Origin of the sequence: Bradyrhizobium sp. 159 (assembly GCF_023073795.1) — a bacterium.
GTDB lineage: Bacteria > Pseudomonadota > Alphaproteobacteria > Rhizobiales > Xanthobacteraceae > Bradyrhizobium.
In genome coordinates this window covers 18,742-43,086 of the sequence record NZ_JADPKE010000068.1, presented here as the reverse complement: position 1 = coordinate 43,086, position 24,345 = coordinate 18,742, and the positions used below count along the sequence as shown (strand labels likewise).

The window sequence follows — 24,345 nt, the reverse complement described above, 5'->3', positions numbered from 1 at the left end:
ACCGGGTGCAGTGACACATTCGACAAAACAAGGATCGGGAGCGAACATGACCGCCGCATCAGACACAGCGCAGCAAGCCCAATGGAAACGCTGGCGCGCGGTCGCCGATCTCTATCACGCCTACTTCACCGGCCTGATCCTCACCGTGGTCACGCGGCGCGGCACGGCGGATGCCGCTGAATTCGTCTTCCGCGTGTTCCGCCGCCAGCAGCAGGAGCGCTTCCTGCCGGGGCTGGAAAAGCTCGGCCTCCGTCATCTGCCGCCGGCGGTGGCTGCCGCGCAATACCACTATCTCTCCAACTGGATCGGCGGTGTGCACGTCGAATACATGTATGAGAGCGACACCAAGGCCTGGATCCGCTACCCGCCGCCGCGCTGGATCTGGAGGGGCACCGCAATCTGCGGCGTGCCGGGCGAAATCAGCTGCGCGATGCTGCGTGGTTGGCACGCCAACAACGGCGTAGCCCTCGGCGATCTCCGCCTCGGCTTCGTCTGCACCAAGCAGAGCGTCGACGGCCAGGATGGGCTCGAAGGCTATTATCATCAATACGATCATCCGCTCGATCTCGACCAGCGCCTGGTGTTCGCGCGGCATCTGGAGGCCCCTACGTTCGATGCGAAGACCGCGCCGGCTTTGCCGGTGGCGAGCTGGCCGAAACCGCGGCTCGAAAAAGCCTATCGCAACTACGCAATGGAATATGTCCGCACCGCCGCGCCCGTGATCGTGCAGCTGTTCGGCCCCGAGGACGCCGGCTATCTCCTGCATCTCACCGGCAAGCTGATCGGCATGCAATATTTCGACGAGGTCGCGGCGGCGCTGGCGATGAGCCGCGGCGGTGCGGGCGAATTCGCATCGTTCCTGAGCGCGCTGTTTGCCGCGCAGGACGATGCGGCCGAGACCTCGCAATCCGAAGGCGCCTTTGCAATCCATCAGCAGAGCTGGAGGCTGATGGACGATGTCGCCGACTATCACCAAACCTGCGCCAAGGTGCTGGAAGGATTGTTCGAAGGCCTCGCTGCAGGATGCGGAAGAAACATAGGCGTGCGCATGCACACCGCGAAGGGCGGCCGCCCGCCGCTGGTCTGGACGATCGAATAGGCGAGGGTGACAAGCCGCTGCCGCAGGGCACGCCTGCACCTGACGCAGGAGGAATCGGCGCCCGCCATGCTAACAAGCCCTGCCGCGCCCTGCGCGCGAATAGATTGATTGGCACACCTGTTTATTGCCGCGCCGCAAATGGCGCTCGTGTCCGGGAGAAGACATGTCCGACATCGCCGAAATCCCGGTCGATGAACAGGAGCGCCCGCTGCCGCCGCCTCCGCGACCGGTCAGGAGCGCGCTGACCGACGGTCCGATCCTGCGCACGCTGCTTGGGCTCGCTTGGCCGAACGTGATCGGGTTGTCGGCCGGCATGTGCGTGGTGATCGCCGAGACCTCCTATGTCGGCCGGCTCGGCGTCGAGGCGCTGGCCGCGATGGCGCTGGTGTTTCCGACCGTGATTCTGACCATGACGATGTCGGGCGGCGCCATGGGCGGCGCGGTGGCCTCCGCCATCGCGCGTGCGCTCGGCGCCGGGGATCGCGAGCGCGCCGGAACGCTCGCCGTGCACGCGATTCTGATCGGCATCAGCTTCGGTCTCGTCTTCATGCTGGGAATGCTGATCTTCGGGCCGCGCCTGCTGGAATTGCTCGGCGGCCGCGGCAATGTGCTGACCCACGCCATCGCCTACACGCAGGTGTTTTTCGGCGGCGCGGTGCTGCCCTGGCTGCTCAACACCCTGGCGGGCGTCCTGCGCGGTACCGGCAACATGAAGCTGCCGTCGCTGTTGATCCTCAACTCGGCGGTCTGGCAGATTGTGCTGGGGGGCACGCTGGGCCTTGGGCTCGGGCCGGTGCCGCAGCTCGGCATGCGCGGCGTCGCGGCCGGCGCGCTGATCGCCTATTGCATGAACATCGGCGTGATGGGCTGGTATCTGTTCTCCGGCCGCGCCCGAATCGTCCTGAAGCTGCGCGGCCTGCGCATCCAATGGGCGATGTTTTTCGACATCCTGAAGGTCGGCGCCATCGCCTGCTTCTCGCCGCTGCAATCGGTGCTGACGATCTCGATCTTCACTCACATGCTGGCGCAGTTCGGCACCGCGATCCTCGCCGGCTACGGTATCGGCGCGCGGCTGGAATTCCTGCTGACCTCGATCGCATTCTCGTTCGGCATCGCCTGTGTGCCGATGGTCGGGATGGCGATCGGGGCGGGCCGCATCGCGCGCGCCCGGCGCATCGCCTGGATCGCCAGTGCTGCGGCCTTCGTGGCGGTCGGCGCGCCGGCATGCCTCGTTGCGATCTTCCCCGATCTCTGGGTCAACATCTTCACCGACAGCGTGGCCGTGCGCGCGGCGAGCCATCAATATCTCTCGACGGTCGGACCGTTCTACGCCTTCTTCGGCCTTGCAACGACGATGTATTTCTCCTCGCAGGGCGCCGCCAAGGTGATCGGGCCGGTGCTGGCGCAGACCGCGCGATTGATCTACATCGCCGCTTGTGGCTGGTGGCTGTCGGCCCACGGCGCTACAGCGCAGAGCTTCTTCTGGCTCGCCGCAAGCTCGATGGTCGTGCTCGGCCTGCTGTCGTGCTCCAGCGTGGTGCTGACCCGCTGGGGACCGCGCAAGATGAAACCTGCGATCAGGCCAGCTCTGTCAGCTGCTGCCGACTAGCGATGCCTGTGGCGGCGATGGCCGCCGCCGGCATTGGCGAGCCGCATCAATTGCGGGATCATCGCCATCATGTCTCCGCCTCCGGCGCCGCCGAGCATGCCCATGACGTCGCGGCCGCCCATGCCGCCGAGCCCGGCCGGCATATAGCCGGCGCTCATCGGCGTGTAGCCGCCGTAGTTCGGCGCACCGAAGCCGCCGCCGAGATTGCCGCCGGACAGGCCGCCGCCCATCATGCCGCCGAGCCCGCCGCCGTTCTCCATCATGCGACTCATCATCGGGCCCATGGTCTGCATCAGCATGGCGAAGCGGCGCTTGCCCATCTTCGCCTTCATCATCTCCAGCATTGGCGCCATCTGGGCCATCATGTCCTCGCCACCGGCACCACCACCAAAACCCGCAAGCTGCGCCTTCGCCGGCGTGCTCGCGACGGAAAACAACAGCAGCACGGCGGCCGCCTGGCAGATCACCTTGTCCGCACCTCTCATGGCATGCTCCTCGCGTGCGCGGCTCCGCCGGGAGAGCGGAGCCAACCGGACGCACGTCGCATGTTTACGGCTGGCGAGGGCGGATCGCTGTGAGAAAGGTCACGCCGCGGCGGGCGGAAAAGCCCTGTGCAACGCGATCACGGCTTCGCTGGTCTGTCCCTGAACATAGGATGCAAGCTCGTTCGGCAACATGTCGATGGTCCAGACCAGGCGGCACCGCGTCTCGTCCTCGGCGATCACCTGCACGCAGGCGCTGTAGTGCTTCAGCCGCTCGTTGTTGATCGCATAGACCAGCCGTCGTCGCGCGTCGTCGCAATCGACCAGCACCTCGCGTGCCACCGAACCGTTGGCAAAGGTGACGATGCGCGCATCGCCGTCGAGGTTGCAGGCGGTGACGAAGCCCGGCACCAGCCGCTGATGCAGCGCGCCGAAATCGCGCACCGCGTCCCAGACGTCGCGCGCGGAGGCGGGAAGGGGAATGTCATTGTGGATGGAGGCCATGGGGATTCCTATGGTGTGGAGAGGCGGGCGATAGGGCCGTCATCTCAGGCGTCATCGCCGGACTTGATCGGGCGATCCAGTATTCCAGAGACCGACGTGATAGGATCGAGAAGCCGCGGCGTACTGGATGCCCGGTCCCGGCTCCGCCAAGCCTACGCCGCGGCCTCAAGGGTGCTCGGCCGCCGAAGCTTTAGCGAAGGCGGCAAGCCGGGGCATGACGACTTGTAGCGAGGCGCGAGCACGCTCACGCACAAACCGCCTCGACATTGTTGCCATCAGGGTCGATCAAAAACGCCGCATAATAGGTCGGGCTGTAATCCTTGCGCGGCCCGGCGCCGCCATTGTCGCGGCCGCCGTTCTTCAGGCCTTCGCTGTGGAACGCCTTGACCGCGTCATGATCCTTGGCGCGGAAGGCGATATGCGCGCCGTCGGCCTTGCGTCCCTTGTTCAGGTGCAGCCACAGCGCCGGCTCGCCCTTCGGCCCGAAGCCGGCATAGCCGTCGCCGCTCGAGCACAGGACATGACCGAGCGGCGCGAGCACTGCGGTGTAGAAGCGCGTGGCGGCGTCGAGGTCGGCAACGCGCAATCCGATGTGGTCGTACATGATCGTCTCCATTGCAGAAGCGCGCCGCTTGATGGCGCGCGCCGGAGACGACCCTAGTCAGTTGAGGGCAAGCTGCTCTTGGAGAATCTTGCGCTGTCCCTTCGAGGCCTGCCGGAACTTGGTCGGCGAGACGCCCGCGGCACGATGGAAGGTGCGAACGAAGTTGGAGAGATCGCCAAAGCCGACGTCATAGGCGATGTCGGTGACCGCGGTATCGTCCTCGGTGAGCAGCCGCGCGGCGTGCCGCAGGCGCGAGCGCACCAGATATTGATGCGGGGTGACACCGAGCACGGCCGAGAACAGCCGCAGGAAATGGAACGGGCTGAGGCCGGCCTGCCGTGCGGCCTGTTCGAGGTCGAGCTCAGATCGCGAGTTCTCGTCGATCCACAGCGCGGCTTCCACCGCGCGGCGGCGGTCGCGCGCAGTGGGCCGCGCCGGCCTGCGCGCCTTGCCCGAGACGACCTCAATGAAGCGGCCGGCCAGGATTTGGCCGACCTCGTCGAGGCCGAGATCGCTGTTGCCATCTGCCGCCGTCTGGGCCAGCTCGCCCAGCACCATCAGTTCGGGCAGCGGCGGCGTCGCGCCGACCTGCCAGACCTCGCGGCGTCCCCCGAGCGCGTCGACCAGATCTTCACTGAGGAAAAAGGACAGGCAGACGTCGCCGCACACGTGCTCATGCGTGCAGGTGTATTCCTCGCCCGGGGCGCCGACCAGCATCGAGCCCGCCACCAGTTCGAAGAAGCCGGCGCGGCAATGGCAGCCGAAGCTGCCGGATCGGACGTAGGCAATGGAATGGCCGGTGCGGCATTCCGCAAACGGTGTGTCCTCCGGTCCCGCATCGCAGCGAAATTCGGAGACCGTCAGCGATGGCGTCGTCAGCAGCGTGGTCGCGTCCATGCCGCCTATCTAGGTGGGAGCGCGTGGCGGGGCAACCGGCAGCAGCACCTCGAACAGCGTCTTGCTGGCGATGGGATGGGCGCCCTCGAGCGCCAGCAGCCGTCGCTTGGAGATCACGCCGGCGTAGGGCGAGAGTCGGTCGGTGTAATTGCCGGCCTCCAGCACCCGGTGGCAGGGGACGATCAGCATGTAGGGATTTTTTGCGATCGCCTGCGCCACCGAATGCGCGGCACCGGAGGCGCCAAGCGCCTTCGCAACCTCGTGATAAGTGCGCGTGTCCCCGCGCGGAATGGTGCAGGCGTATTCGTAGACGCGCCGGTTGAAGCCAGGCACACCGCCGGCGTCCAGGCTGACGTCGGAAAAATCGGAGTCGCTGCCCTGCAGCAGGCCCACGATGCCCTCGATTGCAAGCTCGGCGTTTTTGGACGGCCGTTGCTCACGCGCCTCGGGATGGACCGCAAAAATCCGGCGGCGGGTGTCGATCTCCCGCGCCTCCGGCAATTGCACGGCGACCACGCCGGTGCTGCTCCAAATGATGCCGCAGCGCCCTATGGCCGTGTCGAAGATCGCGTAACCATGCCCCACCATGCACACGCCCCACTCAGTGCACGTCTCCCCAGACACGAAATCATAACACCGCCACAATCCGGCGCACCTGGAATCTTGCCAAACCGTTAAGAAGCGTCAGCTTGCCTGCGCCAAAGCGCTTGGCGCGCGGCGCCGTCTCGGCTAATCATGAGGTGCGCGAAGCACCCGTGCGCGGGCGTAGTTCAATGGTAGAACGGCAGCTTCCCAAGCTGCATACGAGGGTTCGATTCCCTTCGCCCGCTCCAAGCTTCAGTTCGGCAGGCTTCGCAGGAATTCGACGATCGCCGCGTTCACCTCCGCCGGCCGCTCCTGCTGCGTCCAATGTCCGCAGCCCGGCAGCATCTTGATCTCGCGTAGCTGCGGCACCCATTGTCTCATGTTGGCGAGATGCTCGGCGGCACCGGGGAAGGCAATGACCATGTCACGGTCGCCGGCGATGAAGAGTGAGGGCACGGTCACCTTCACCCCCTCGAAGGCCGCCATCAGCTCCCAGTTGCGATCGATGTTACGGTAATAGTTGAGCGGCCCGCGAAACCCGCTGCGGGCAAATTCGGCGCCGTAATGATCGAGGTCGGCGACGCTCAGCCATGAGGGCAGCGGCACCTGCACCTTCGGCAACATGCCATCCTTGCGCGAGACCATCCCGATGCCGACGGTCCTGCCGGCGCGCTCGGCATTGGCGCGGATCGCCGCCGCCCCTTCGCCGGAACCGCCGAAGAGCATGGCGCCGAGCGTAGCGCGCGGATCCCGTTCGAACTCCGCTTCGGCGACACCGGGCTCCTGAAAGTACAACTGATAGAACTGCGCATCCGCTGTCCGCGGCATGACGCTGGTCGGCCGCACGGGACTGCGCGGGCGATAGGGTACGCTGAGAATGGCAGCGGCGCGGAAGCGATCGGGACGCAGGCGCGCCGTGTGCCAGGCAATTGTCGCACCCCAATCATGCCCGACGATCACGGCGTCCTTCGCCTCGAACGCGTCGAGCACGCCGACGAGATCGCCGACCATGTGCAAGATCGTATACTGGTCGATGGCTTCGGGCCGGTCGCTCTTGCCATAGCCGCGCATGTCGGGCGCAACAGCGCGGTAGCCGGCCGCTGCCAGCGCCTCGAGCTGGTGGCGCCAGGAGTACCAGCCTTCCGGAAAGCCGTGGCAGAGCAGCACCATTGGCCCCTCGCCCTGCTCGGCGATGTTGAGGCTGATACCGTTGGCCTTGATCGTCCGCTGCGTCGGCTCGCCCATGTCGCCTCCCGGTCCTGCTTATGGGAAGCATCCTAATCGGGTGTCCCGGCTGCGCAAAGATTCTAATATATTGGACTGGCGCTCCCGGCATTCGCCTCTCGCCCGGCTTAGGTTGGTCGAGGCGGCATGCGGTCCTTGCGCCGGGCAACGCTTGGATGAAGGCCGGGGCTAAAAAAATGGACCAGCAGAAACTCGATCGTGCGGTCGGCCGCCGCCTGAAGACGCTGCGGACCCAGGCCGGCATGACGTTGAACGAACTGGCAACTCGGTCCGGCGTCAGCCGGGCCATGATCGGGCGGGTGGAGCGGGCGCAGAGCAGTGCGACGGCTGCGCTGCTCGGAAAACTCTGCGCAGCGCTCGACGTGTCGCTCAGCGATGTGGTCGCACTGGCCGAGAAGCCGCCCGAGCGGCTGGTGCGACTTGCCGATCAGCCGCATTGGCGCGATCCCGACAGCGGCTATCGAAGGCGCCACGCCTCGCCAACCGATGCGGCGAGCGGGATCGAGATCATCGTCGTCGACCTGCCGGCCGGCGCGCGGGTGCCGTACAGTCCCTGGGGCCGCAACGCCTTCACCCAACAATTATTGATGCTGGAGGGAGCCATCGCCGTGCATATCGACGCCAAGGCGGTGCGGTTGCACGAGGGCGATTGTCTGGATTTCGACGTGATGCGCGCGGTGATTTTCGAGAACGAGACCCGGCAGGATGCGCGCTACGTCATCATCACGCGGCGCGGCGCTTCCTACGGCAAGATGTGAGGGCACCGATGCGATCCGAGACCCTGGAGTGAGGCCCTGACGATGCACATCCGCCCCGGCGACACCTTTGATCCCCGTGTCATCGCGCTGCTCGATCATCACGTCACGGCGGCGCGGGCGCAGACCGCGCCCGGTAGCGCCCATGCACTTGATCTCTCGGGTCTTCGTGCACCCGACATCGGATTCTGGACCGGCTGGGACGGCGAGACACTGGTCGCCACCGGCGCGCTGAAGACGCTTTCGGCCGACCACGGCGAGGTGAAGTCGATGCACACGCTGCAGACCACACGCCGGCGCGGCTTCGGCGGCCAGATGCTCCGCCACATCATCAGTGAAGCCCGCATGCGCGGCATGACGCGGCTCAGCCTGGAAACCGGCTCCTGGGGTTATTTCAAACCCGCGCACGCCCTCTATCAGGCCCACGGCTTCGTCGCCTGCGGTCCATTCGAAGGCTATGTCGAGGATCCCAACAGCCTGTTCCTGACGCTGGATCTGACCACCAGCTGAGCCTGCCGACTGGCGCAAGGTGCATGCAGCCGACTGGCGCAAGGTGCATGCAGCCTCAACTTCTTCGCGTCTCCTCGATCTTGTCGAGCACGCGTTCGGGGGCGATGTCCCGGGCCGCTTCCTCCAGATCGCGCTTCGAGTCAGGTTTGACGTCGAGCCGCTCGGCGACCTGCGTGAGCAGGCGGGCAACCTTGGTCAGTTCATGCTCGGCGAGCAGGCTGATCTGGAGGTCGAGATCGGCGCGCTTGTCCGCGGCCGCGGTCATGCGGTTCTGCGAAATCAGCACGAAGGTGGAGAGGAAAATCGCTTCCACCGAGGCGATCATCGCGAGCACCACAAAACTTTCGTCCCAGACCGGGATCCCCGGCAGCCAATTCAGATTGGCGATGATCCAGAAACCAAATATGGCCAGGTGGAGATAAACGAACGGCATGCTGCCGGTGAAGGCCGTGATCGCGTCGGCGAGTTTTTCCTGGTTCGTGGCAGCCCGCTGCTCCCCACGGCGACGCGCGACGAGCGCCTGGATGTTGCGCTCGAGCGTCGGGCTCAGGCCCTCGCCGGGATCATGGGTGATGTCGTTACGCACGCGGCGGCAACGGCCGAGTGGAGGACCTGTTCCTGGGAGGGCGGAGCCAAACCCCATCATTCCTCAAAATGAGTTGCGCACCTCAAAACACCTCTGCTAGCCTTCAGCCATGGCCGAGACGCTCACCCCAACTGCGCTGACGCTGAAGGATATCGCCCGCGAGGCCGGCGTCAGCCTCGCCACGGTCGACCGCGTCCTCCACAACCGCCCGGGCGTCCGCCCGGACACGGTCCGGCGCGTCAAGGCGGCGATCGAGCGCAATTCGTTCCAGCCGCACGTTGCGGCCGCCGAGCTCGCCCGCAGCCGCGCCCGGCGCTTCGCCTTCGTGATGCCGTCGGGCTCGAACCCGTTCATGCAGCAGATCGAAGCCTATCTCGGCGAAATGTCGGCCTGGCTGTCGGCCCGCCGCCTCAGCGTCGAGATGGTGCCGACCGACGTGTTCGACCCCTCCGCGCTCGCAGGCACGCTGGAGGCGCTATCGGGCGATTACGATGGCATCGCCGTGGTGGCGCTGGATCATCCGAGTGTTCGCGCCGCCATCAATGATCTCGTCGATGCCGGCGCCAAGGTGGTGACGCTGGTCTCGGACGTGCCGTCCTCGCGCCGCCATCATTATGTCGGCATCGACAACATCGCTGCGGGTCGCACCGCCGGCGCGCTGGTCGGGCGGCTGGTCGGCCAGAGGTCCGGCAAGGTCGCGATCGTCGCGGGCTCGCAGGGCCTGCGCGACCACGCCGAGCGCATCTTCGGCTTCAACCAGGTGATGGCGACGGAATTCCCCGGTCTCAGCGTGCTGCCGGTGCTGGAAGGGCGCGACGAGGACGAGCGTTCGGAGCAAGTATTGGCGCGGCTGTTCGGCAGGCATGCTGACATTGTCGGGCTTTATAACGTCGGCGCCGGCACGCAAGGCGTAGCCAAGGCTTTGACCGATGCCGGCCGCGAAAAGCAGGTGGTGTTCGTCGGGCACGACGTCACCGCGTTGACACGGCGGCTGCTGTTGCAGGGCGTGATGCATGCGGCGATCTCGCAGAACCCTGGCCATGAGGCGCGTGCCGCCGTGCGCGTTCTGCTCGCGCTCGCCCGCGGCGAGCCGATCTTGCGCGAACAGGAGAAGATCAGGATCGACATCGTGATGCGGGACAATCTGCCCTAGTGGCAGCTGGATTTCAAAATGGTCTGCAGCGGTGAATGCGACGTCAAGCTCGCGCACCGCGACAGGCAAAAGGGAGGATGGCGTGTATCTCGGACTAGACATCGGCACATCCGGTGTGAAAGCGGTGCTCGTGAGCGAAGCCGGCGCGATTGTCGCGACGGCCGCGCGCGAGCTTGCGCTGTCGCACCCGGCGCCGCTGTGGTCCGAGCAGGATCCGGACGCCTGGGTCGATGCGGCGATCGGCGCGGTGGACGATCTCGCCGCCCGCCATCCGCGCGAGGTCGCGCGGGTCGCCGGCATCGGGCTGTCGGGCCAGATGCATGGCGCGACGCTGCTTGGCGAGGATGGGCGGCCGCTGCGTTCCGCGATTCTCTGGAACGACGGCCGCTCGCACGCCGAATGCGCCATGCTGGAGCGGCGCTGTCCGTCGTTGCACGCGATCGCCGGCAATCTCGCCATGCCTGGCTTCACCGCGCCGAAGCTGCTCTGGGTGGCGCGGCATGAGCCAAAGATCTTCGATCGCGTCGCAAAGGTGCTGCTGCCCAAGGCCTATGTCCGCTATCGCCTCACCGGCGAAATGGTCGAGGACATGTCGGACGCCGCCGGCACGCTGTGGCTGGATGTTGGTCTGCGCCGCTGGTCGGCACTGTTGCTGCATGCCACCGGGCTCGATCTGCATCACATGCCGCGCCTCGTCGAGGGCAGCGAGGTGAGCGCGGTGCTCGCGTCGGAATACGCGCAGCGCTGGGGCATGACTGCGGATGTCGTGGTCGCCGGCGGCGCCGGCGACAATGCGGCGAGCGCGATCGGGCTTGGCGCGATCGCGCCGGGCAATGCTTTCCTGTCGCTGGGCACCTCGGGCGTGGTCTTCCGCGTCACCGACCGCTTCGCGCCGGCGCCGGCTTCGGCCGTGCATGCCTTCTGCCATGCGCTGCCCGGCCTCTGGCATCAGATGGGGGTGATGCTGTCGGCCGCGGCCTCGCTCGCCTGGCTGTCTGGCGTGATGGAGACTCCGGCCGCAGCGCTCTTGGCACCGCTCGGCGAGCGCGTCGACGGGCCCAGCCCCGTCTCCTTCCTGCCGTATCTCGATGGCGAGCGTACGCCGCACAACGATGCTACCGCGAGCGGGGCCTTTGTGGGCTTGCGCGGTGCGACCGGGCGGGCGCAGATCGTCCAGGCCGTGCTCGAAGGCGTCGCCTTTGCCGCGCGCGACAATCTGGCCGCGCTGAGCTCAGCGAGTGGGCCGCTTGCTGAGCTCGATCTGGTCGGCGGTGGCTCGCGCTCGCCGCTGTGGGCGCAGATCTGCGCCGACGTGCTCGGCATTCCCGTTCATCGCGTTGAGGAAGGCGAAGTGGGCGCCGCGCTCGGCGTTGCGCGGCTCGGCCGTATCGCCGCGACCGGCGAGGACCCCGCAGAGGTCTGCAAACCCCCGCGGCGGCTCGCGAGCTTCACACCCCGCCCATCCGTCACTGCGGCCTATGACGAGGCCTATCTGCGCTGGCGGGCGCTTTATCCTGCATTGAAGGAGACTGCCTGAGTGAACGCGTCAGCCAAATTCTTCGAGGCCAGCACGCCTGTCGCCTTTGCCGGCAAAGATGCGGACAACACGCTCGCCTTCCGCTGGTACGACAAGGACCGCCTCGTGCATGGCCGCCGGCTGGAGGACCACTTACGATTTGCGGTCTGCTATTGGCATTCGTTCTGCTGGCCGGGCGCAGACCCCTTCGGCGGCGAGACCTTCCTGCGGCCCTGGCACGACGGTACCGATGCGATGGCGCTGGCGCGGGCCAAGGCCGATGTTGCCTTCGAGCTGTTCCGCCTGCTGGACGTGCCGTTCTTCACCTTCCACGACGTCGATGCAGCGCCGGAAGGCGCCTCGCTTAGCGAGTCCGTCGCCAATCTCAACGCGATTGCCGATCTGTTCGAGGCGAAGATGGCTTCCGCGAAGGTCCGCCTGCTCTGGGGCACAGCCAATCTGTTCACGCATCGTCGCTACATGGCGGGCGCCGCGACCAATCCGGACCCCGATATCTTCACCTATGCCGCCGGCCAGGTCCGCGCCGCGCTGGAGGTGACGCACCGGCTCGGCGGCCAGAATTACGTGCTATGGGGCGGGCGCGAGGGCTACGAGACGCTGCTCAACACCGATCTCAAGCGCGAGCTTGACCAGCTCGGCCGCTTCGTCTCGCTGGTGGTCGAGCACAAGCACAGAATAGGCTTCAAGGGACCGATCCTGATCGAGCCCAAGCCGAAGGAGCCGACCAAGCATCAATACGATTTCGACGTCGCCACCTGTTACGGCTTCCTCGAGCGCTACGATCTCCTGAACGACGTCAAGCTCAACATCGAGCAGAACCACGCCATCCTCGCCGGTCACTCCTTCCATCACGAGGTTGCGCTCGCCGAGGCGCTCGGCGTGTTCGGCTCGCTCGACGTCAACCGCGGCGACGATCTGCTCGGCTGGGACACCGACCAGTTCGCGATGAACGTGCCGGAGCTCGCCTTGGTGTTCCACGAGATCCTGAGCCACGGTGGCTTCACCGCGGGCGGGCTCAATTTTGATGCCAAAATCAGACGTCAGTCGATCGATCCCGACGATCTGATCCACGCCCATGTCGGCTCGATGGATGCCTGCGCGCGCGCCTTCCTCGCCGCTGCCGACATGCTCGACGCCGGCGTGCTCACCACACCGCTTGCCAAGCGCTACGAAGGATGGGCCGGGCCCGAGGGCCAGGCCATTCTCGGCGGCCAGCGTTCGCTCGCCGATCTCGCCGACCGTGCGCTCGGCCCCGGCTTCGACCCGCAGCCGCGCTCGGGTCGGCAGGAATATCTGGAATCCCTGGTCAACCGACATGTCTGAGGAAGGCCGCTGATGACAAGCGCTGAAGCAACGCCGGTGCTCGAGCTGACTGGCATCGGCAAGGAGTTCGGCGCGATCCGGGCGCTGCATGAGGTCGACATGCAGGTGTTCCCGGGCGAGGTCGTCGGCCTGATGGGCGACAACGGCGCCGGTAAGTCGACGCTGGTCAAGATCATCGCCGGCAATTTCCGCCCCAGCCATGGCGAGATCCGCTTTGCCGGCAATGCGGTCCATTTCAGCCGACCGCTCGATGCCCGCACCGTCGGCATCGAGGTCGTCTACCAGGATCTCGCACTCGCCGACAATCTGACCGCCGCTGCCAACGTCTTCCTCGGCCGCGAGCTGAAGCGCACATTCGGACCCATTGCGTTGCTCGACCACAAGGCGATGGCGGCGCGGGCGCTGGAGCTGTTCGGCGAATTGCGCTCGGAGACCCGCCCCGATGATCTCGTCAAGCAAATGTCGGGCGGCCAGCGCCAGGCGGTCGCGATCGCGCGGACGCGGCTCTCCAATGCGCGGCTGGTGATGATGGATGAGCCGACGGCCGCGATTTCGGTCCGCCAGGTCGAGCAGGTGCTCGGCCTGATCCACCGGCTGAAGGAGCAGGGTGTCGCCGTGATGCTGATCTCGCACCGCATGCCCGACGTGTTCGCGGTGTGCGACCGCGTGGTCGTCATGCGCCGCGGCGAGAAGCGCGCCGACAAGCCGATCCACCAGACTTCGCCCGAGGAGGTCACCGCCCTGATCACCGGCGCGAAGGAGGCGGCGTGATGGCCATGCCCATGGAATCTCCGATCAGCTTCGCCAATGTCGGCCGGATCAGATGGTGGCAGCGCGGCATCTTCGCGTCCCAGACCGGCTATGTGCTGCTCGCGCTGGCGGTGTTGCTGGTGATCATGCATTTCGCCAGCCCGTACTTCTTCACCGAAGGCAACATGCAGAACGTGGCGAAGAACTTCTCCTTCATCGCCATTGCCACGCTGGGCGTGACCTTCGTGATCATCACCGGCGGCATCGACCTCTCGGTCGGCTCGATGATGTGTTTCTCCGCCATGATCACCTCGATGGTGATGACCGAATTGTCGGCGCCCGGCTCGCCGGCAGGCGCGCTGTTCGTGCACATGGCGGCCGACGGCAAGACCGTGCTCGCCAACGTGCCGGGGCTGATCCTGCTGGTCTCGATCCTCGCCGGCCTCGGCGTCGCGCTGGTCGCCGGGCTCGTCAACGGCTTCTGCATCGCCGTCCTCGGCCTGTCGCCGTTCGTGACCACGCTCGGCATGCTCTCGATCGTACGCGGGCTCGGCTACGTCGTCTCCAACGGCCGTGGCAGTTTTCCGGGCGGACCGGATGCAGATTATTTCTATGCGCTCACCTCCGGCGACGTGCTCGGCGTGCCCGTGCCTTTCATCTATCTGGTGATCCTCGCGCTGGCGATGGCCGTGGTGCTGCACCATACCTCGTTCGGCCGCCACGTCTTCGCGCTCGGTGGCAACGAGAAGGCGGCCGAGCTCACCGGCATTCCGGTGGTGCGGGTAAAAATCGAGGTCTACGTGATCTGCGCGCTCGCCGCGGGGCTCCAGGGCATCATCATCTCCGGCTGGCTTGGATCGGCGCCGGCCAACATGGCGACGTCCTACGAGCTCAACGTGATTGCGGCGGCCGTGATCGGTGGCGCCAATCTCGCCGGCGGCATCGGCGGTCCGTTGGGGGCCATCGTCGGCTGCGTGCTGCTGGAGGTGATCCGCAACGGCCTCGTGCTGGCGCAAGTCAGCTCCTACTGGCAGCAGACGCTGGTGGGCGTGATCATCATCCTGGCCGTGCTGGTCGATCGCATCCGCTCGCGGATGATCTGACGTGACGTCGTTCCTGGGAGGCAACGAAAATGCCGCCTGTCCGCTTCCCGGACGAATCTCGAAAGGATGGGCGCAAGAGAAGGGTGGAGGAGACAATGAGGAAACTTCTTCTTGCTGGCATCACCGTTGCCATGATGGCGACGCCGGCGTTCGCTGCGAATTACCGCTTCGTCATCGTGCCCAAAGCGATGAACAATCCGTTCTTCGACTTCGCGCGCGACGGTTGCCTGAAGCGCGCCAAGGAGCTCGGCAACATCGAGTGCATCTACAAGGGTCCGGTCGAGCATGAGCCGGCGACGCAGGCCCAGATCATCCAGGACTTCATCACGCAGAAGGTCGACGGTCTCGCCATCTCGGTCGCCGACGTCGCGGCCATGACCAAGTCGATCGAGGCGGCAACCGCGGCCGGCATCCCCGTCATCACCTTCGATGCCGATGCACCGGGCTCCAAGCGCATTGCCTATATCGGCACCAACAACAAGGAGTTCGGTGTCGCGCTCGGCAAGCAATTGCTGAAAATGCGGCCCGAGGGCGGCAAATATGCGATGGTTTCGGGCGGTCCCGGCGCGAAGAACCTCGCCGAGCGCGTCGACGGCGTGCGCGAGGCGCTGAAGGGCTCGAAATGGACCGAAGTTGCGGGCTCGCCGACCTTCTGCAACGACGATCCCGCGCTCGCGGTCCAGCAGATGACCGACATGCGCACCGCAACGCCCGATCTCGCCGCGATCGTTCCCATCGGCGGCTGGCCGATGTTCGCTCCTGAAGGCTTCAAGGCCTTCGCCTCCAGGAACAAGAAGGACATCGACTCCGGCAAGTTCACCCTGGTGGTCGCCGATACGCTCAAGATGCAGCTTGAGCTCCTGCGCGACGGCTATGCCAATGCGCTGGTCGGCCAGCGTCCGTTCGAGATGGGCGAGAAGGCGATGGACACGCTGCTCGCCATCAAGAAGGGCGAGAAGGTGCCGGAGATCGTCTACACCGGTCTCGATCTCGTGACCAAGGACAACGTTGCACAGATGTTGAAGTAGGAGCGCCGCCAGCCCCGCGCTCCTGCGTGCCTCCCCCGCTTGCGGTTTCCGCGAGCGGGGGAGATGATTTGCGCCGCTGGAAGGACGACTCCTGGAAGGCAATGGAAATGAAACGGTCGCGCCTCGGCTCTCTCGACGTCACCTCGATCGGCCTCGGCTCCGCCCCGCTCGGCGGATTGTTCGCACCCGTCAGCGACGCCGATGCGCAAGCGACGGTCGCGCGTGCCTGGTCGCTCGGAATCCGCTTCTTCGACACCGCGCCGCTTTACGGCTTTGGCCTGGCCGAGCGGCGGCTCGGCGCGTTCCTGCGGCAGCAGCCGCGTGAATCCTATGCGATCTCGACTAAGGTCGGGCGTCTTTTGCGCGCGCCCGAGGGCGCCGCCGCCGAGGACGAGCACTACAAGGGCACGCCGCGTGAGCGGCCGGTGTTCGATTTCAGCCATGACGGCGTGATGCGCTCGGTGGAGGAAAGCCTCGCCAGGCTCGGGCTCGATCGCATCGACGTCCTGCTCGTGCATGATCCCGACGACCACTATGACGATGCCGTCACCGGTGCCTTCCGCGCGCTGCAGCGCCTGCGCGAGGACGGCACGGTCAAGGCGATCGGCGCCGGCATGAACCAGTCGGAAATGCTGGTCCGCTTTGCCGACGCCGTGCCGGTCGACTGCTTCCTGCTCGCCGGCCGCTACACGCTGCTCGACCAGGGCGCGCTGGATGCGCTATTTCCGGCCTGCCAGGCCAGGAACATCGGCATCCTGCTCGGCGGCGTCTACAACAGCGGCATCTTGGCCAATCCGCACACGAGCGCGAAGTTCAATTATCAGGATGCTGACGCGGCGCTTGTCGCGCGTGCGCTGGAACTCGACGCACTCTGTCACGAGCACGGCACCGAGCTAAAGGCCGCAGCGCTGCAGTTCTGCATGGCCCACCCGGCCGTGACGGTCACGGTGATGGGCGCGCGCAATGCTGCGGAGGCGGCCGAGAACATCGCGATGTCGGAGGCGGCGGTGCCGCAGGCCTTCTGGCAGGAGCTGCGCGCGCAAAACCTCGTCGATGCGCGGGCGCCGCTGCCGGGCGGAGCGTGAGCCATGATCATCGACGGTCACCAGCATTTCTGGGATCCGGCGCGTGCCGACTATCCCTGGATGGACGCGGACGAGCTCACACCGATCCGCCGCGCCTTCGGCCCTGGCGATCTTGCGCCATTGCTGAAGGCAAACGGCATCGATGCGAGCATTCTGGTGCAGTGCCGCTCCGCGCTGGAGGAGACCAAGGAGTTCCTGCGCATCGCGCATGCGACGCCCTCTGTCATCGGTGTCGTTGGCTGGGCTGATCTGACGGACGGGGCGCTTGACGAAACGCTCGATCGATTGCGCGCTGCGCCCGGTGGGGACAAGCTGGTGGGCATTCGTCACCAGGTCCACGATGAAGCCGATCCGGATTGGTTACTCCGCGAAGACGTCCAGCGCGGCCTCACCGCGGTGTTTGCCCGCGATCTCACCTACGACTTCCTCGTCCGCACCCGCGAGTTGCCGGCTGCGATCGCGACCGCGCAGGCCTTCCCGCAAGCGCGCTTCGTGCTCGACCACGCCGCCAAGCCGCCGATCGCCGATGGCGCAAGCGACGAATGGGCCGATGGCATCGCGGCGCTCGCTGCTTGCGGCAATGTCTGGTGCAAGATTTCGGGCTTGGCGACGGAAGCAGTCTGGAGCGATTGGAATGCGGAGCGTCTGTTTCCGTTCGTTCAGCATGCCGCGACATGCTTTGGCGAGGATCGGCTGATCTTCGGCTCGGACTGGCCGGTGTGTCTGCTTGCGGGGAGCTACGGCGAGATCAAGGATGCGCTGGAGGCGTGCCTGGTGAGGCTGGGCGCACACGTGCGCGAGAAGGCGTTCGGTGTGAATGCGAAGGCTGCGTATCGGTTGGCTTGACTGTTCAGTCGAGGGTTGCACTCTTTCCCTCTCCCCTTGTGGGAGAGGGTGGCTCGCCGCGTAGCGGCGAGACGGGCGAGGGGTATCTCTCCGCGCACGACCCTCAAGCAGCAAGGATCGCGGAAGCAACCCCTCATCCGGCGCTTCGCGCCACCTTCTCCCACAAGGGGAGAAGGAAGAAAGCAGCGTGCCCGCCCTTCACGCGCCCGCTGGCACCTGATCCAGAAATCCCGTCACGCTCCTGATCCGGCCGTCCTTTAGCACGGCAAAATCCGTTCCCTTGATCGGGCTGTCGACGCCGTCAGGACCAAGTCCCCACGAGAAGCGCACATGGTCGCCGTAGCCGTTGGGCTCGCCGATCAGCTTGAAGGTGAAATCGGGAAAGCGCTGCTGCACGCCTGCGATCAGCGCGTGGATCCCGTCCTGGCCGTCGCCCTTCATCAGGGGATCGACATAGCTCGCATCCGCTGTCCAGTTTTGGCTGAGCAGTTCGCGCCGGCGGCCGGCGGCGCGTTCGTTCCAGAGCTCGATGTAGCGGCAGGCGATGGTGTTGGGATCGGTCATGATGTTCTCCTTCGACAGTGCCGTGTTGGCTGACCGTAACTATCGAAGGAATGCGCGCGCCGATCGATTACCTCGGAGGTCATCGGCGCACGCATAATCTCATGCAGGCGTCACTTCGCCGCGGTCACCATGATCTCTACGGTGTATTGCGGCGCCGCCAGCTTGGCTTCGACGGTGGCGCGGGCCGGCGTGTTGCCAGGCGAGACCCAGGCGTCCCACACCGCGTTCATCTCGCCGAACGTTTTCATGTCGGTGATGTAGATCGTGGCCGAGAGCAGCTTCGATTTGTCGGTGCCGGCCTTGGCGAGGTGGCCGTCGATGGTCGCCAGGATGTCCTGGGTCTGCTTCGTCACGCTTTCGCCGGCAGCCTTGTTCGCGACGACACCGGCGAGATAGACGGTGTTGCCGTGCACGACGACCTGGCTCATGCGCGGGCCGGTTTCAAAACGCTGAATGCTCATTTGGGATCTCCTGGTGGAAGGGCGGCCCTGTCTAGCCCAGCGATTCGCGCTGTGCCAGCCCAGGCACGCATGCGTTGCCAGGCGCGCATGCCTTGCCAGACACGCATGCGCTGCCTGCGGCGATGCGCCGCTCAGCGAAACTGGCTGAAGAAAGCCCAGATCGTCTCGGCGCCGTCGATGTCACTGTTCTGTGGCCCGAGCAGGCCGGTCGCGACCTTCGGGAAACGCGCGTCAGGTGCAAATCCGGGCATGCGATGGCCGCCTCGATTGACGCGATAGAGCACGACGTCGTGTCCGGCCGGGCAACGTGAGGAAATCCGCGTCACGGTGGATTGGTCGGTGGGACTTCTGTCGGGCAGGTCGGCTTCGGTCAACTCATCCGCGTCGCAGCCATTGAGCTTGCGCCAGAACGCCAGCGTCTCGTCGGTCGACCAGAACCCGTCTGCGGCATAATAGCCCGATCCGCGTCCACCTTCATAGGGCACCAGCGGGTCGGCCGTGCCGTTCATGATCAGAATCGGCAGCGGCCGGGACGGATGGCACGTGACAGCAGCCTCGTCGGTGAGATTCATGATCACGCTCGCAGCTGCCGCGAGCAGATCGGCGCGGGCGCAAGCCAGCGTCATCGCCATGGCGCCGCCGTTGGAGATGCCGGTCACGTAGACACGCTTTGCATCGGCGGTGCCGTCGGCCACCAGCTTCTCGATAAGTTTTGCGATGAACGCGACGTCATCGGTGCCCTCGGGTGGACCGCGGAGCGCGGGTCCCGCCTTGGTCCTCGCATCGGCCCAGGCGTGGTTGAGTCCGTCCGGAAAGACAACGGCGAGGCCCTCGCGCCTGGCAAGCTGCGGCCACGCCGTCCGCGCGACCATGTCGGCACCGCGCTGGGTCTTGCCATGCAACACGACGACTAGCGGCGCAGGCTTTTTCGCCGGCAGCTGCGCGGTGTAGGAACGCTTCACGCCGTTGACGTCAACCGTATCGGCAGACGCCGCCGTGACGGCGGTGAGGGCCACGAGGAACGCCCCGATATGCATCCACCGCCGCATGATCTAGCCCACCGCCTTCGCCGCGGAGCGGCCGGCATTGCGCCCGGAGAACAGGCAGCCGCCGAGGAAGGTGCCCTCCAGCGAGCGGTAGCCGTGCACGCCGCCGCCGCCGAAGCCGGCGGCTTCGCCGACCGCATAAAGGCCGGGAATGACGCTGCCGTCCTCACCGAACACGCGCGACTCGAGATCGGTCTCGAAGCCGCCCAGCGTCTTGCGGGTGAGGATGTTGAGCTTCACCGCGATCAGCGGTCCATGCGCGGGATCCAGAATTCTGTGCGGGGAGGCGGTGCGGATCAGCTTGTCGCCGATATAGCGGCGCGCATTGTGGATGTTCATCACCTGCGCATCCTTGACGTAAGGATTGGCGATCTCTCGGTCGCGCGCTTCGATCTGCATCCTGATGTGCTCGAGCCTGACGAGGTCGCTGCCGGCAAGCTCGTTCATGGCCGCAACGAGCTCATCGAGCTTGTCGCGCACGATGAAGTCGACACCGTGGCTTTTGAACGCCTCCACCGGCCCCGGCGCGCCTTTGTTGGTGGCGCGGCGCAAGGTCATGCGCCAGCTCTTGCCGGTGAGGTCGGGGTTCTGCTCCGAGCCCGACAGCGCAAATTCCTTGTTGATGATGCTCTGCGTCAGGATGAACCAGGAATAATCATAGCCCGTCGACATGATGTATTTGAGCTGGCCGAGCGTGTCGGAGCCCGGGAATAGCGGCGCCGGCAGCCGCGTGCCCGTGGCGTCGAACCACATCGAGGACGGGCCGGGCAGGATGCGGATGCCGTGGCGCGGCCAGATGGGTGACCAGTTCTGGATGCCCTCGACGTAATGCCACATGCGGTCGCGATTGATCAGCCGCGCGCCAGCCTTCTCCGTGATGCCGATCATGCGGCCGTCGACATGCTCGGGCACGCCCGAGATCATGAATTTCGGCGGCTCGCCGAGCCGCTTCGGCCAGTTCTGCCGCACCAGCTCATGATTGCCGCCGATGCCGCCGGAGGCGACGATCACCGCTTGCGCCTTCAGCGAGAACTCGCCGACGGCGTTGCGTGACGAGCTCTTGCCCCGCTCGATCGTATCGGGGGCGAGAACGGCGCCGCTGACGCCATCCACCGTGCCGTTGGTGATGGAGAGCGCATCGACGCGATGGCGGAACCGAAAGCTCAGCCGGGCGCTTTGGGCGGCTTCGCGCGCGCGGCGCTCGAATGGTTCGACGATGCCGGGGCCGGTGCCCCAAGTGACGTGGAAGCGCGGCACCGAATTACCATGGCCCATTGCATCGTAGCCGCCGCGCTCGGCCCAGCCCACCACGGGGAAGATGCGATGGCCCATCGCCCGCAGCCAGCCGCGCTTCTCGCCGGCCGCGAACCCCACATAGGCCTCGGCCCATTGCCGCGGCCAGAAGTCCTCGTCGCGGTCGAAGCCGGCGGCGCCGATCCAGTCCTGGAGCGCGAGCTCGTAGGAGTCCTTGATGCCAAGTCGGCGCTGCTCCTGCGAATCGACCAGGAACAACCCGCCGAACGACCAGAACGCCTGGCCGCCGAGCGACTGTTCGCCCTCCTGGTCGACCACGATGACGCGCTTGCCCGCGTCCGCAATCTCCGTTGCGGCCACCAGTCCGGATAGTCCGGCGCCGACGACGATGACGTCCGTCTCTTCAATCATGTGTCTCCCCCTCCTCGGGTTCCCCCCTGTAGTTGTCCGGATTGAAGCCAGCGGTTGCAACTGAGATCAAGGGTGTGGCCGGTAAGACATCATTAACTTGTTCCACTTTGGGATAGAGACCAGCCGAGTGCAGCGCGGACGCAACACTGGATTTGAATTTGTTTTGAGCAAGCCGGCGTGCCTAGACAAAACCGCAGACTCGACCGACGCTAGCCGTGCATCACCACCTGACACGCAGATTCGAATACGACTGGGGCGGGGGACAATGAAGGTTCTGACGGGGTTGCTTGCGGCGATTCTGCTGATCGCCGGCATGGGGGCTTCTCACGCGGTGGTTCGAATTGCGGATGACCGCGGCGGCAGGATCGGAACCTACGTCGACAAATACCAGGGCCTGCGGCAATCAGGCGAAACCGTCATCATCGACGGCCTCTGCGCGTCCGCCTGCACCATCGTGCTCGGCGCCATCCCACGCGACCGGATCTGCGTGACCTCGCACGCAACGCTCGGCTTCCATGCGGCGTGGGATTTCGGCAGCAACGGCCGCGCCATCACCAATCCTGAAGCTACCCAGATGCTTTATGCGATGTATCCCTCGCAGGTGAAGCGCTGGATCGCGCAGCGCGGCGGCCTCACCCCGCACATGCTGTTCCTGAGGGGCAAACAGCTCCAGGCCATGTACAAGCCCTGCTACCTGGACGCGCAGGCCTCGACCAACAAGCCATCGTCAAGGTAGGCCCAACCTCTCCGGTTTTGGCAAACTTGCACCACGATTGAGGTGCTCTCCCGCTTGGCTTGCGGGGAGTGGTGACCCTGCGGCAAGCTCGCGCTGCTACACGCTTATCGTGATCTCTGCCCCACCCCTGCGCTTGCCGGGTCGCGCGTCAGCGCCTATTTGAAAGGCAGGGAACCCTTCGCCCCGATCACGACCATGGTTCAACCACTGCACCCGGCCCATCCAGTATCGGACAATTCGCCCAATGCCAGCCGGATGCCGTCCGTGCTGCTGTGGGTGGGCGCGGGTCTCGGCACGCTCGTCGTGGTCGCCGCCCTCACGCTCTGGTTTCACTACGGCACCCAGGTGTTCTTCGAAATGATCAGGACCGGCTTCGCCGCCTGCTTCTGATCTCGACAGGAAGTGTTCCGCCAATGAGCTCCATCGCCCGTCCGCTGGTGATCGCAACTGCCTTCGCCGCAAGCCTCATCGTCGGGCTCCTGATCATGTTCTGGGCCATGGGCGGGATGAGCAAGGTGGCGCAGCCGGCCGCGATCGGCGGCCCGTTCCAGCTCACCGATCAGAACGGCAAGACCGTCACCGACAAGAACCTGAAGGGCAAGCCGACCCTGATCTTCTTCGGCTACACCCATTGCCCCGACATCTGCCCGACCTCGCTGTTCGAGATCTCGGAAGTGCTGCGCGCGATGGGCAAGGATGCCGACAAGGTCAATGCCATCTTCATCTCGGTCGACCCCGAGCGCGACACGCCGGAAGCGATGAAGGACTATCTGTCGAGCTTCGATCCGCATCTCGAGGGCCTCTCCGGCGATCCCGCCGAGATCGCCAAGGTGATCACGTCCTACCGTGTCTACGCCAAGAAGGTCCCGACCAAGGACGGCGACTACACCATGGACCACACCGCGCTGATCTATCTGATGGACCGCGACGGCCGCTTCGTCTCGCCGTTCAATTTGAAGCGGACGCCGGACGAGGCGGCGGCAGAGCTGAAGCGGTATCTCTGAGAAGAGCGCGATCGCACCGCGACCTCACCTCCCGCCTGCGATGAAACACCTCTCCTCCGCCTTCCCCGCACCGGGGGTGGGGAGCGCACCGTCACCTTGTCCGCATTCCGCGCTCGCGTTCCGGGCCGAATGGTCTATAAGGCCCTCCGATCCCAACGATATCAGTTCATTTCCGGCCGATGACACCATCGCAACAGGCGAAATCGTCGAAATCTGCCCGTGGCTTGCTGCACCGGCTGGCCATCGGCGGCTGCCTGCTCGCGGGCCTATCCGGCGCGAATGCCCAGACACCAGCAAAGCGGCCGCCCACTGCGCCCCAGGCCACGCCGCAAACCGCGCCGCAGGCCGCCCCCCAGGCCGTGCCCGGTTTTTGGGACCCGCGGCGCCGTCCAGAGCGGCCGGACCTGTCACGCCTGACCGTGATCCGTTTCCTGACCGAGACTGACTATCCGCCGTTCAACTTCACCGGCGCCGATGGCAATCCGGCCGGCTTCAACGTCGATCTTGCCCGCGCATTGTGCGACGAGATCAAGGTGACCTGCACGGTGCAGATGCGCCGCTTCGAGACGCTGGTCGACGCGCTCACCTCCAACCGCGGCGATGCCATTATCGCCTCGATGGCGGTAAGCCCGCAGCTCCGCGCCCGCGTCGATTTCACCGATCCCTATTACCGGGTGCCGGCGCGTTTCGTCTCGCGCAAGGACGCGGTGATGCCGGAGATCCGGCCCGAATATCTCGAAGGCAAGAAGGTCGGCGTCATCGCCGGCTCCGCGCACGAAGCTTATCTCAAGGCGATGTTCACCGACGCCGAACTGCACGCCTATCCCAATGACGATGCGCTCCGCAGCGCTTTACGCAAGGGCGAGGTCGATTTCATCTTCGGCGACGCCATCTCGCTCGCGTTCTGGATCAACGGCACCGATTCCGGCGATTGCTGCGCCTTCTCCGGCGGCCCCTTCGTCGAGAGCCGCTTCTTCGGCGAGGGCATCGGCATCGCCGTGCGCAAGGGCAACGACGTGCTGCGCCAGGCCCTGAACTGGGCCCTGTTCCGCGTCTGGGAAAAAGGCCGCTACACCGATCTGTGGCTGCGGTATTTTTCGGTGAGCCCGTTTTAGGTTCTTCGCTGCTCTCAGATCCTCATCCTGAGGGCTTGCGTAGCAAGCGTCTC

27 protein-coding genes and 1 tRNA gene are annotated in these 24,345 nt (G+C 65.7%); 17 read left to right on the top strand and 11 right to left on the bottom strand.

Going from position 1 to position 24,345, the window contains the following annotated elements:
* The first annotated feature begins 46 nt into the window (after positions 1 to 46).
* Positions 47 to 1,099, top strand: a complete 1,053-nt coding sequence (locus IVA96_RS18995) for a hypothetical protein (RefSeq protein ID WP_247418645.1) — start codon at positions 47 to 49, stop codon at positions 1,097 to 1,099.
* Between the two features lie 163 nt (positions 1,100 to 1,262).
* Entirely contained in the window at positions 1,263 to 2,708 is a 1,446-nt protein-coding gene (locus IVA96_RS18990; protein WP_247418643.1) for an MATE family efflux transporter, read from the top strand.
* Here the strand turns inward: IVA96_RS18990 and IVA96_RS18985 are convergent.
* The 5 genes from IVA96_RS18985 to IVA96_RS18965 all read right to left on the bottom strand — a co-directional run bounded on the left by IVA96_RS18985 (position 2,705) and on the right by IVA96_RS18965 (position 5,783).
* The gene (locus IVA96_RS18985; protein ID WP_247418641.1) at positions 2,705 to 3,193 is read right to left on the bottom strand and encodes a hypothetical protein; all 489 of its coding nucleotides are present in this window, start codon (positions 3,191 to 3,193) and stop codon (positions 2,705 to 2,707) included. The genes IVA96_RS18990 and IVA96_RS18985 overlap by 4 nt on opposite strands.
* A 99-nt stretch (positions 3,194 to 3,292) precedes the next feature.
* Positions 3,293 to 3,694 (bottom strand): SRPBCC family protein, encoded by a 402-nt coding sequence (locus IVA96_RS18980; protein WP_247281818.1) that lies wholly within the window; start codon positions 3,692 to 3,694, stop codon positions 3,293 to 3,295.
* A gap of 244 nt (positions 3,695 to 3,938) precedes the next feature.
* Positions 3,939 to 4,298: a VOC family protein gene (locus IVA96_RS18975; protein WP_247418638.1), complete on the bottom strand. Its 360-nt coding sequence runs from the start codon at positions 4,296 to 4,298 to the stop codon at positions 3,939 to 3,941.
* Positions 4,299 to 4,355: 57 nt separating this feature from the next.
* Positions 4,356 to 5,195 (bottom strand): AraC family transcriptional regulator, encoded by an 840-nt coding sequence (locus IVA96_RS18970; protein WP_247418637.1) that lies wholly within the window; start codon positions 5,193 to 5,195, stop codon positions 4,356 to 4,358.
* Positions 5,196 to 5,204: 9 nt separating this feature from the next.
* Positions 5,205 to 5,783, bottom strand: coding sequence for a methylated-DNA--[protein]-cysteine S-methyltransferase (locus tag IVA96_RS18965; RefSeq protein ID WP_247418636.1), 579 nt, complete (start codon positions 5,781 to 5,783; stop codon positions 5,205 to 5,207).
* A gap of 171 nt (positions 5,784 to 5,954) precedes the next feature.
* Between IVA96_RS18965 and IVA96_RS18960 the strand changes: the two genes are divergently transcribed.
* A tRNA-Gly gene (locus IVA96_RS18960) sits at positions 5,955 to 6,028 on the top strand.
* Positions 6,029 to 6,032: 4 nt separating this feature from the next.
* On the opposite strand, the gene IVA96_RS18955 is transcribed toward IVA96_RS18960, so the two are convergent.
* Positions 6,033 to 7,025: an alpha/beta hydrolase gene (locus IVA96_RS18955; RefSeq protein WP_247281814.1), complete on the bottom strand. Its 993-nt coding sequence runs from the start codon at positions 7,023 to 7,025 to the stop codon at positions 6,033 to 6,035.
* A gap of 176 nt (positions 7,026 to 7,201) precedes the next feature.
* Here IVA96_RS18955 and IVA96_RS18950 point away from each other — a divergent pair, with 176 nt between their 5' ends.
* On the top strand, positions 7,202 to 7,783 hold the full coding sequence (locus IVA96_RS18950; protein WP_247418634.1) for an XRE family transcriptional regulator: 582 nt from the start codon (positions 7,202 to 7,204) through the stop codon (positions 7,781 to 7,783).
* 42 nt (positions 7,784 to 7,825) lie between these two features.
* On the top strand, positions 7,826 to 8,290 hold the full coding sequence (locus IVA96_RS18945; RefSeq protein WP_247281812.1) for a GNAT family N-acetyltransferase: 465 nt from the start codon (positions 7,826 to 7,828) through the stop codon (positions 8,288 to 8,290).
* A gap of 55 nt (positions 8,291 to 8,345) precedes the next feature.
* Here IVA96_RS18945 and IVA96_RS18940 read toward each other — a convergent pair whose 3' ends face one another.
* The gene (locus IVA96_RS18940; protein WP_247281811.1) at positions 8,346 to 8,876 is read right to left on the bottom strand and encodes a DUF1003 domain-containing protein; all 531 of its coding nucleotides are present in this window, start codon (positions 8,874 to 8,876) and stop codon (positions 8,346 to 8,348) included.
* Between the two features lie 109 nt (positions 8,877 to 8,985).
* Between IVA96_RS18940 and IVA96_RS18935 the strand changes: the two genes are divergently transcribed.
* The 8 genes from IVA96_RS18935 to IVA96_RS18900 all read left to right on the top strand — a co-directional run bounded on the left by IVA96_RS18935 (position 8,986) and on the right by IVA96_RS18900 (position 17,701).
* On the top strand, positions 8,986 to 10,029 hold the full coding sequence (locus tag IVA96_RS18935; protein WP_247281810.1) for a LacI family DNA-binding transcriptional regulator: 1,044 nt from the start codon (positions 8,986 to 8,988) through the stop codon (positions 10,027 to 10,029).
* Positions 10,030 to 10,111: 82 nt separating this feature from the next.
* Complete coding sequence (xylB, locus tag IVA96_RS18930; RefSeq protein ID WP_247281809.1) at positions 10,112 to 11,566, top strand: xylulokinase; 1,455 nt, start codon at positions 10,112 to 10,114, stop codon at positions 11,564 to 11,566.
* Positions 11,567 to 12,889: a xylose isomerase gene (gene xylA, locus IVA96_RS18925; RefSeq protein ID WP_247281808.1), complete on the top strand. Its 1,323-nt coding sequence runs from the start codon at positions 11,567 to 11,569 to the stop codon at positions 12,887 to 12,889. It abuts the gene before it with no gap.
* A 12-nt stretch (positions 12,890 to 12,901) separates the two neighbouring features.
* On the top strand, positions 12,902 to 13,660 hold the full coding sequence (locus tag IVA96_RS18920; RefSeq protein WP_247281807.1) for an ATP-binding cassette domain-containing protein: 759 nt from the start codon (positions 12,902 to 12,904) through the stop codon (positions 13,658 to 13,660).
* Positions 13,660 to 14,742 carry an ABC transporter permease gene (locus IVA96_RS18915; protein WP_247418631.1) on the top strand — a complete coding sequence of 361 codons (1,083 nt, stop codon included), beginning with the start codon at positions 13,660 to 13,662 and terminating at the stop codon, positions 14,740 to 14,742. The genes IVA96_RS18920 and IVA96_RS18915 overlap by 1 nt, the downstream gene beginning before the upstream one ends.
* Positions 14,743 to 14,837: 95 nt before the next feature.
* Complete coding sequence (locus tag IVA96_RS18910) at positions 14,838 to 15,770, top strand: sugar-binding protein (RefSeq protein WP_247307798.1); 933 nt, start codon at positions 14,838 to 14,840, stop codon at positions 15,768 to 15,770.
* Between the two features lie 107 nt (positions 15,771 to 15,877).
* Positions 15,878 to 16,855 carry an aldo/keto reductase gene (locus tag IVA96_RS18905; protein WP_247418630.1) on the top strand — a complete coding sequence of 326 codons (978 nt, stop codon included), beginning with the start codon at positions 15,878 to 15,880 and terminating at the stop codon, positions 16,853 to 16,855.
* A gap of 3 nt (positions 16,856 to 16,858) precedes the next feature.
* Positions 16,859 to 17,701, top strand: coding sequence for an amidohydrolase family protein (locus tag IVA96_RS18900; RefSeq protein WP_247418629.1), 843 nt, complete (start codon positions 16,859 to 16,861; stop codon positions 17,699 to 17,701).
* A gap of 198 nt (positions 17,702 to 17,899) precedes the next feature.
* Here the strand turns inward: IVA96_RS18900 and IVA96_RS18895 are convergent, their stop codons facing one another.
* The 4 genes from IVA96_RS18895 to IVA96_RS18880 all read right to left on the bottom strand — a co-directional run bounded on the left by IVA96_RS18895 (position 17,900) and on the right by IVA96_RS18880 (position 21,437).
* A complete protein-coding gene (locus tag IVA96_RS18895; protein WP_247418625.1) occupies positions 17,900 to 18,265 on the bottom strand; it encodes a nuclear transport factor 2 family protein in 366 nt (121 codons plus the stop codon).
* A gap of 110 nt (positions 18,266 to 18,375) precedes the next feature.
* A complete protein-coding gene (locus tag IVA96_RS18890; protein WP_027575148.1) occupies positions 18,376 to 18,726 on the bottom strand; it encodes a RidA family protein in 351 nt (116 codons plus the stop codon).
* A gap of 131 nt (positions 18,727 to 18,857) precedes the next feature.
* Complete coding sequence (locus tag IVA96_RS18885) at positions 18,858 to 19,775, bottom strand: PHB depolymerase family esterase (protein ID WP_247281801.1); 918 nt, start codon at positions 19,773 to 19,775, stop codon at positions 18,858 to 18,860.
* A gap of 3 nt (positions 19,776 to 19,778) precedes the next feature.
* Entirely contained in the window at positions 19,779 to 21,437 is a 1,659-nt protein-coding gene (locus tag IVA96_RS18880; RefSeq protein ID WP_247418622.1) for an FAD-binding dehydrogenase, read from the bottom strand.
* 265 nt (positions 21,438 to 21,702) lie between these two features.
* On the opposite strand from IVA96_RS18880, the gene IVA96_RS18875 reads away from it, so the two are divergent.
* The 4 genes from IVA96_RS18875 to IVA96_RS18860 all read left to right on the top strand — a co-directional run bounded on the left by IVA96_RS18875 (position 21,703) and on the right by IVA96_RS18860 (position 24,292).
* Entirely contained in the window at positions 21,703 to 22,173 is a 471-nt protein-coding gene (locus IVA96_RS18875; RefSeq protein ID WP_247281799.1) for a hypothetical protein, read from the top strand.
* Positions 22,174 to 22,368: 195 nt separating this feature from the next.
* A complete protein-coding gene (locus tag IVA96_RS18870) occupies positions 22,369 to 22,563 on the top strand; it encodes a hypothetical protein (RefSeq protein ID WP_247418612.1) in 195 nt (64 codons plus the stop codon).
* 23 nt (positions 22,564 to 22,586) lie between these two features.
* Positions 22,587 to 23,177, top strand: a complete 591-nt coding sequence (locus IVA96_RS18865; protein ID WP_247418611.1) for an SCO family protein — start codon at positions 22,587 to 22,589, stop codon at positions 23,175 to 23,177.
* Positions 23,178 to 23,356: 179 nt separating this feature from the next.
* Positions 23,357 to 24,292, top strand: a complete 936-nt coding sequence (locus IVA96_RS18860; RefSeq protein ID WP_247418609.1) for a transporter substrate-binding domain-containing protein — start codon at positions 23,357 to 23,359, stop codon at positions 24,290 to 24,292.
* The last annotated feature ends 53 nt before the right edge of the window (positions 24,293 to 24,345 follow it).

Bases quoted from the DNA above. Each gene is read 5' to 3' on its own strand.
- IVA96_RS18995 (WP_247418645.1), top strand. From the start codon at position 47: ATGACCGCCGCATCAGACACAGCGCAGCAAGCCCAATGGAAACGCTGG.
- IVA96_RS18990 (WP_247418643.1), top strand. From the start codon at position 1,263: ATGTCCGACATCGCCGAAATCCCGGTCGATGAACAGGAGCGCCCGCTG.
- IVA96_RS18985 (WP_247418641.1), bottom strand. From the start codon at position 3,193: ATGAGAGGTGCGGACAAGGTGATCTGCCAGGCGGCCGCCGTGCTGCTG.
- IVA96_RS18980 (WP_247281818.1), bottom strand. From the start codon at position 3,694: ATGGCCTCCATCCACAATGACATTCCCCTTCCCGCCTCCGCGCGCGAC.
- IVA96_RS18975 (WP_247418638.1), bottom strand. From the start codon at position 4,298: ATGTACGACCACATCGGATTGCGCGTTGCCGACCTCGACGCCGCCACG.
- IVA96_RS18970 (WP_247418637.1), bottom strand. From the start codon at position 5,195: ATGGACGCGACCACGCTGCTGACGACGCCATCGCTGACGGTCTCCGAA.
- IVA96_RS18965 (WP_247418636.1), bottom strand. From the start codon at position 5,783: ATGGTGGGGCATGGTTACGCGATCTTCGACACGGCCATAGGGCGCTGC.
- IVA96_RS18955 (WP_247281814.1), bottom strand. From the start codon at position 7,025: ATGGGCGAGCCGACGCAGCGGACGATCAAGGCCAACGGTATCAGCCTC.
- IVA96_RS18950 (WP_247418634.1), top strand. From the start codon at position 7,202: ATGGACCAGCAGAAACTCGATCGTGCGGTCGGCCGCCGCCTGAAGACG.
- IVA96_RS18945 (WP_247281812.1), top strand. From the start codon at position 7,826: ATGCACATCCGCCCCGGCGACACCTTTGATCCCCGTGTCATCGCGCTG.
- IVA96_RS18935 (WP_247281810.1), top strand. From the start codon at position 8,986: ATGGCCGAGACGCTCACCCCAACTGCGCTGACGCTGAAGGATATCGCC.
- IVA96_RS18920 (WP_247281807.1), top strand. From the start codon at position 12,902: ATGACAAGCGCTGAAGCAACGCCGGTGCTCGAGCTGACTGGCATCGGC.
- IVA96_RS18915 (WP_247418631.1), top strand. From the start codon at position 13,660: ATGGCCATGCCCATGGAATCTCCGATCAGCTTCGCCAATGTCGGCCGG.
- IVA96_RS18910 (WP_247307798.1), top strand. From the start codon at position 14,838: ATGAGGAAACTTCTTCTTGCTGGCATCACCGTTGCCATGATGGCGACG.
- IVA96_RS18905 (WP_247418630.1), top strand. From the start codon at position 15,878: ATGAAACGGTCGCGCCTCGGCTCTCTCGACGTCACCTCGATCGGCCTC.
- IVA96_RS18900 (WP_247418629.1), top strand. From the start codon at position 16,859: ATGATCATCGACGGTCACCAGCATTTCTGGGATCCGGCGCGTGCCGAC.
- IVA96_RS18895 (WP_247418625.1), bottom strand. From the start codon at position 18,265: ATGACCGATCCCAACACCATCGCCTGCCGCTACATCGAGCTCTGGAAC.
- IVA96_RS18890 (WP_027575148.1), bottom strand. From the start codon at position 18,726: ATGAGCATTCAGCGTTTTGAAACCGGCCCGCGCATGAGCCAGGTCGTC.
- IVA96_RS18885 (WP_247281801.1), bottom strand. From the start codon at position 19,775: ATGCGGCGGTGGATGCATATCGGGGCGTTCCTCGTGGCCCTCACCGCC.
- IVA96_RS18880 (WP_247418622.1), bottom strand. From the start codon at position 21,437: ATGATTGAAGAGACGGACGTCATCGTCGTCGGCGCCGGACTATCCGGA.
- IVA96_RS18875 (WP_247281799.1), top strand. From the start codon at position 21,703: ATGAAGGTTCTGACGGGGTTGCTTGCGGCGATTCTGCTGATCGCCGGC.
- IVA96_RS18870 (WP_247418612.1), top strand. From the start codon at position 22,369: ATGGTTCAACCACTGCACCCGGCCCATCCAGTATCGGACAATTCGCCC.
- IVA96_RS18865 (WP_247418611.1), top strand. From the start codon at position 22,587: ATGAGCTCCATCGCCCGTCCGCTGGTGATCGCAACTGCCTTCGCCGCA.
- IVA96_RS18860 (WP_247418609.1), top strand. From the start codon at position 23,357: ATGACACCATCGCAACAGGCGAAATCGTCGAAATCTGCCCGTGGCTTG.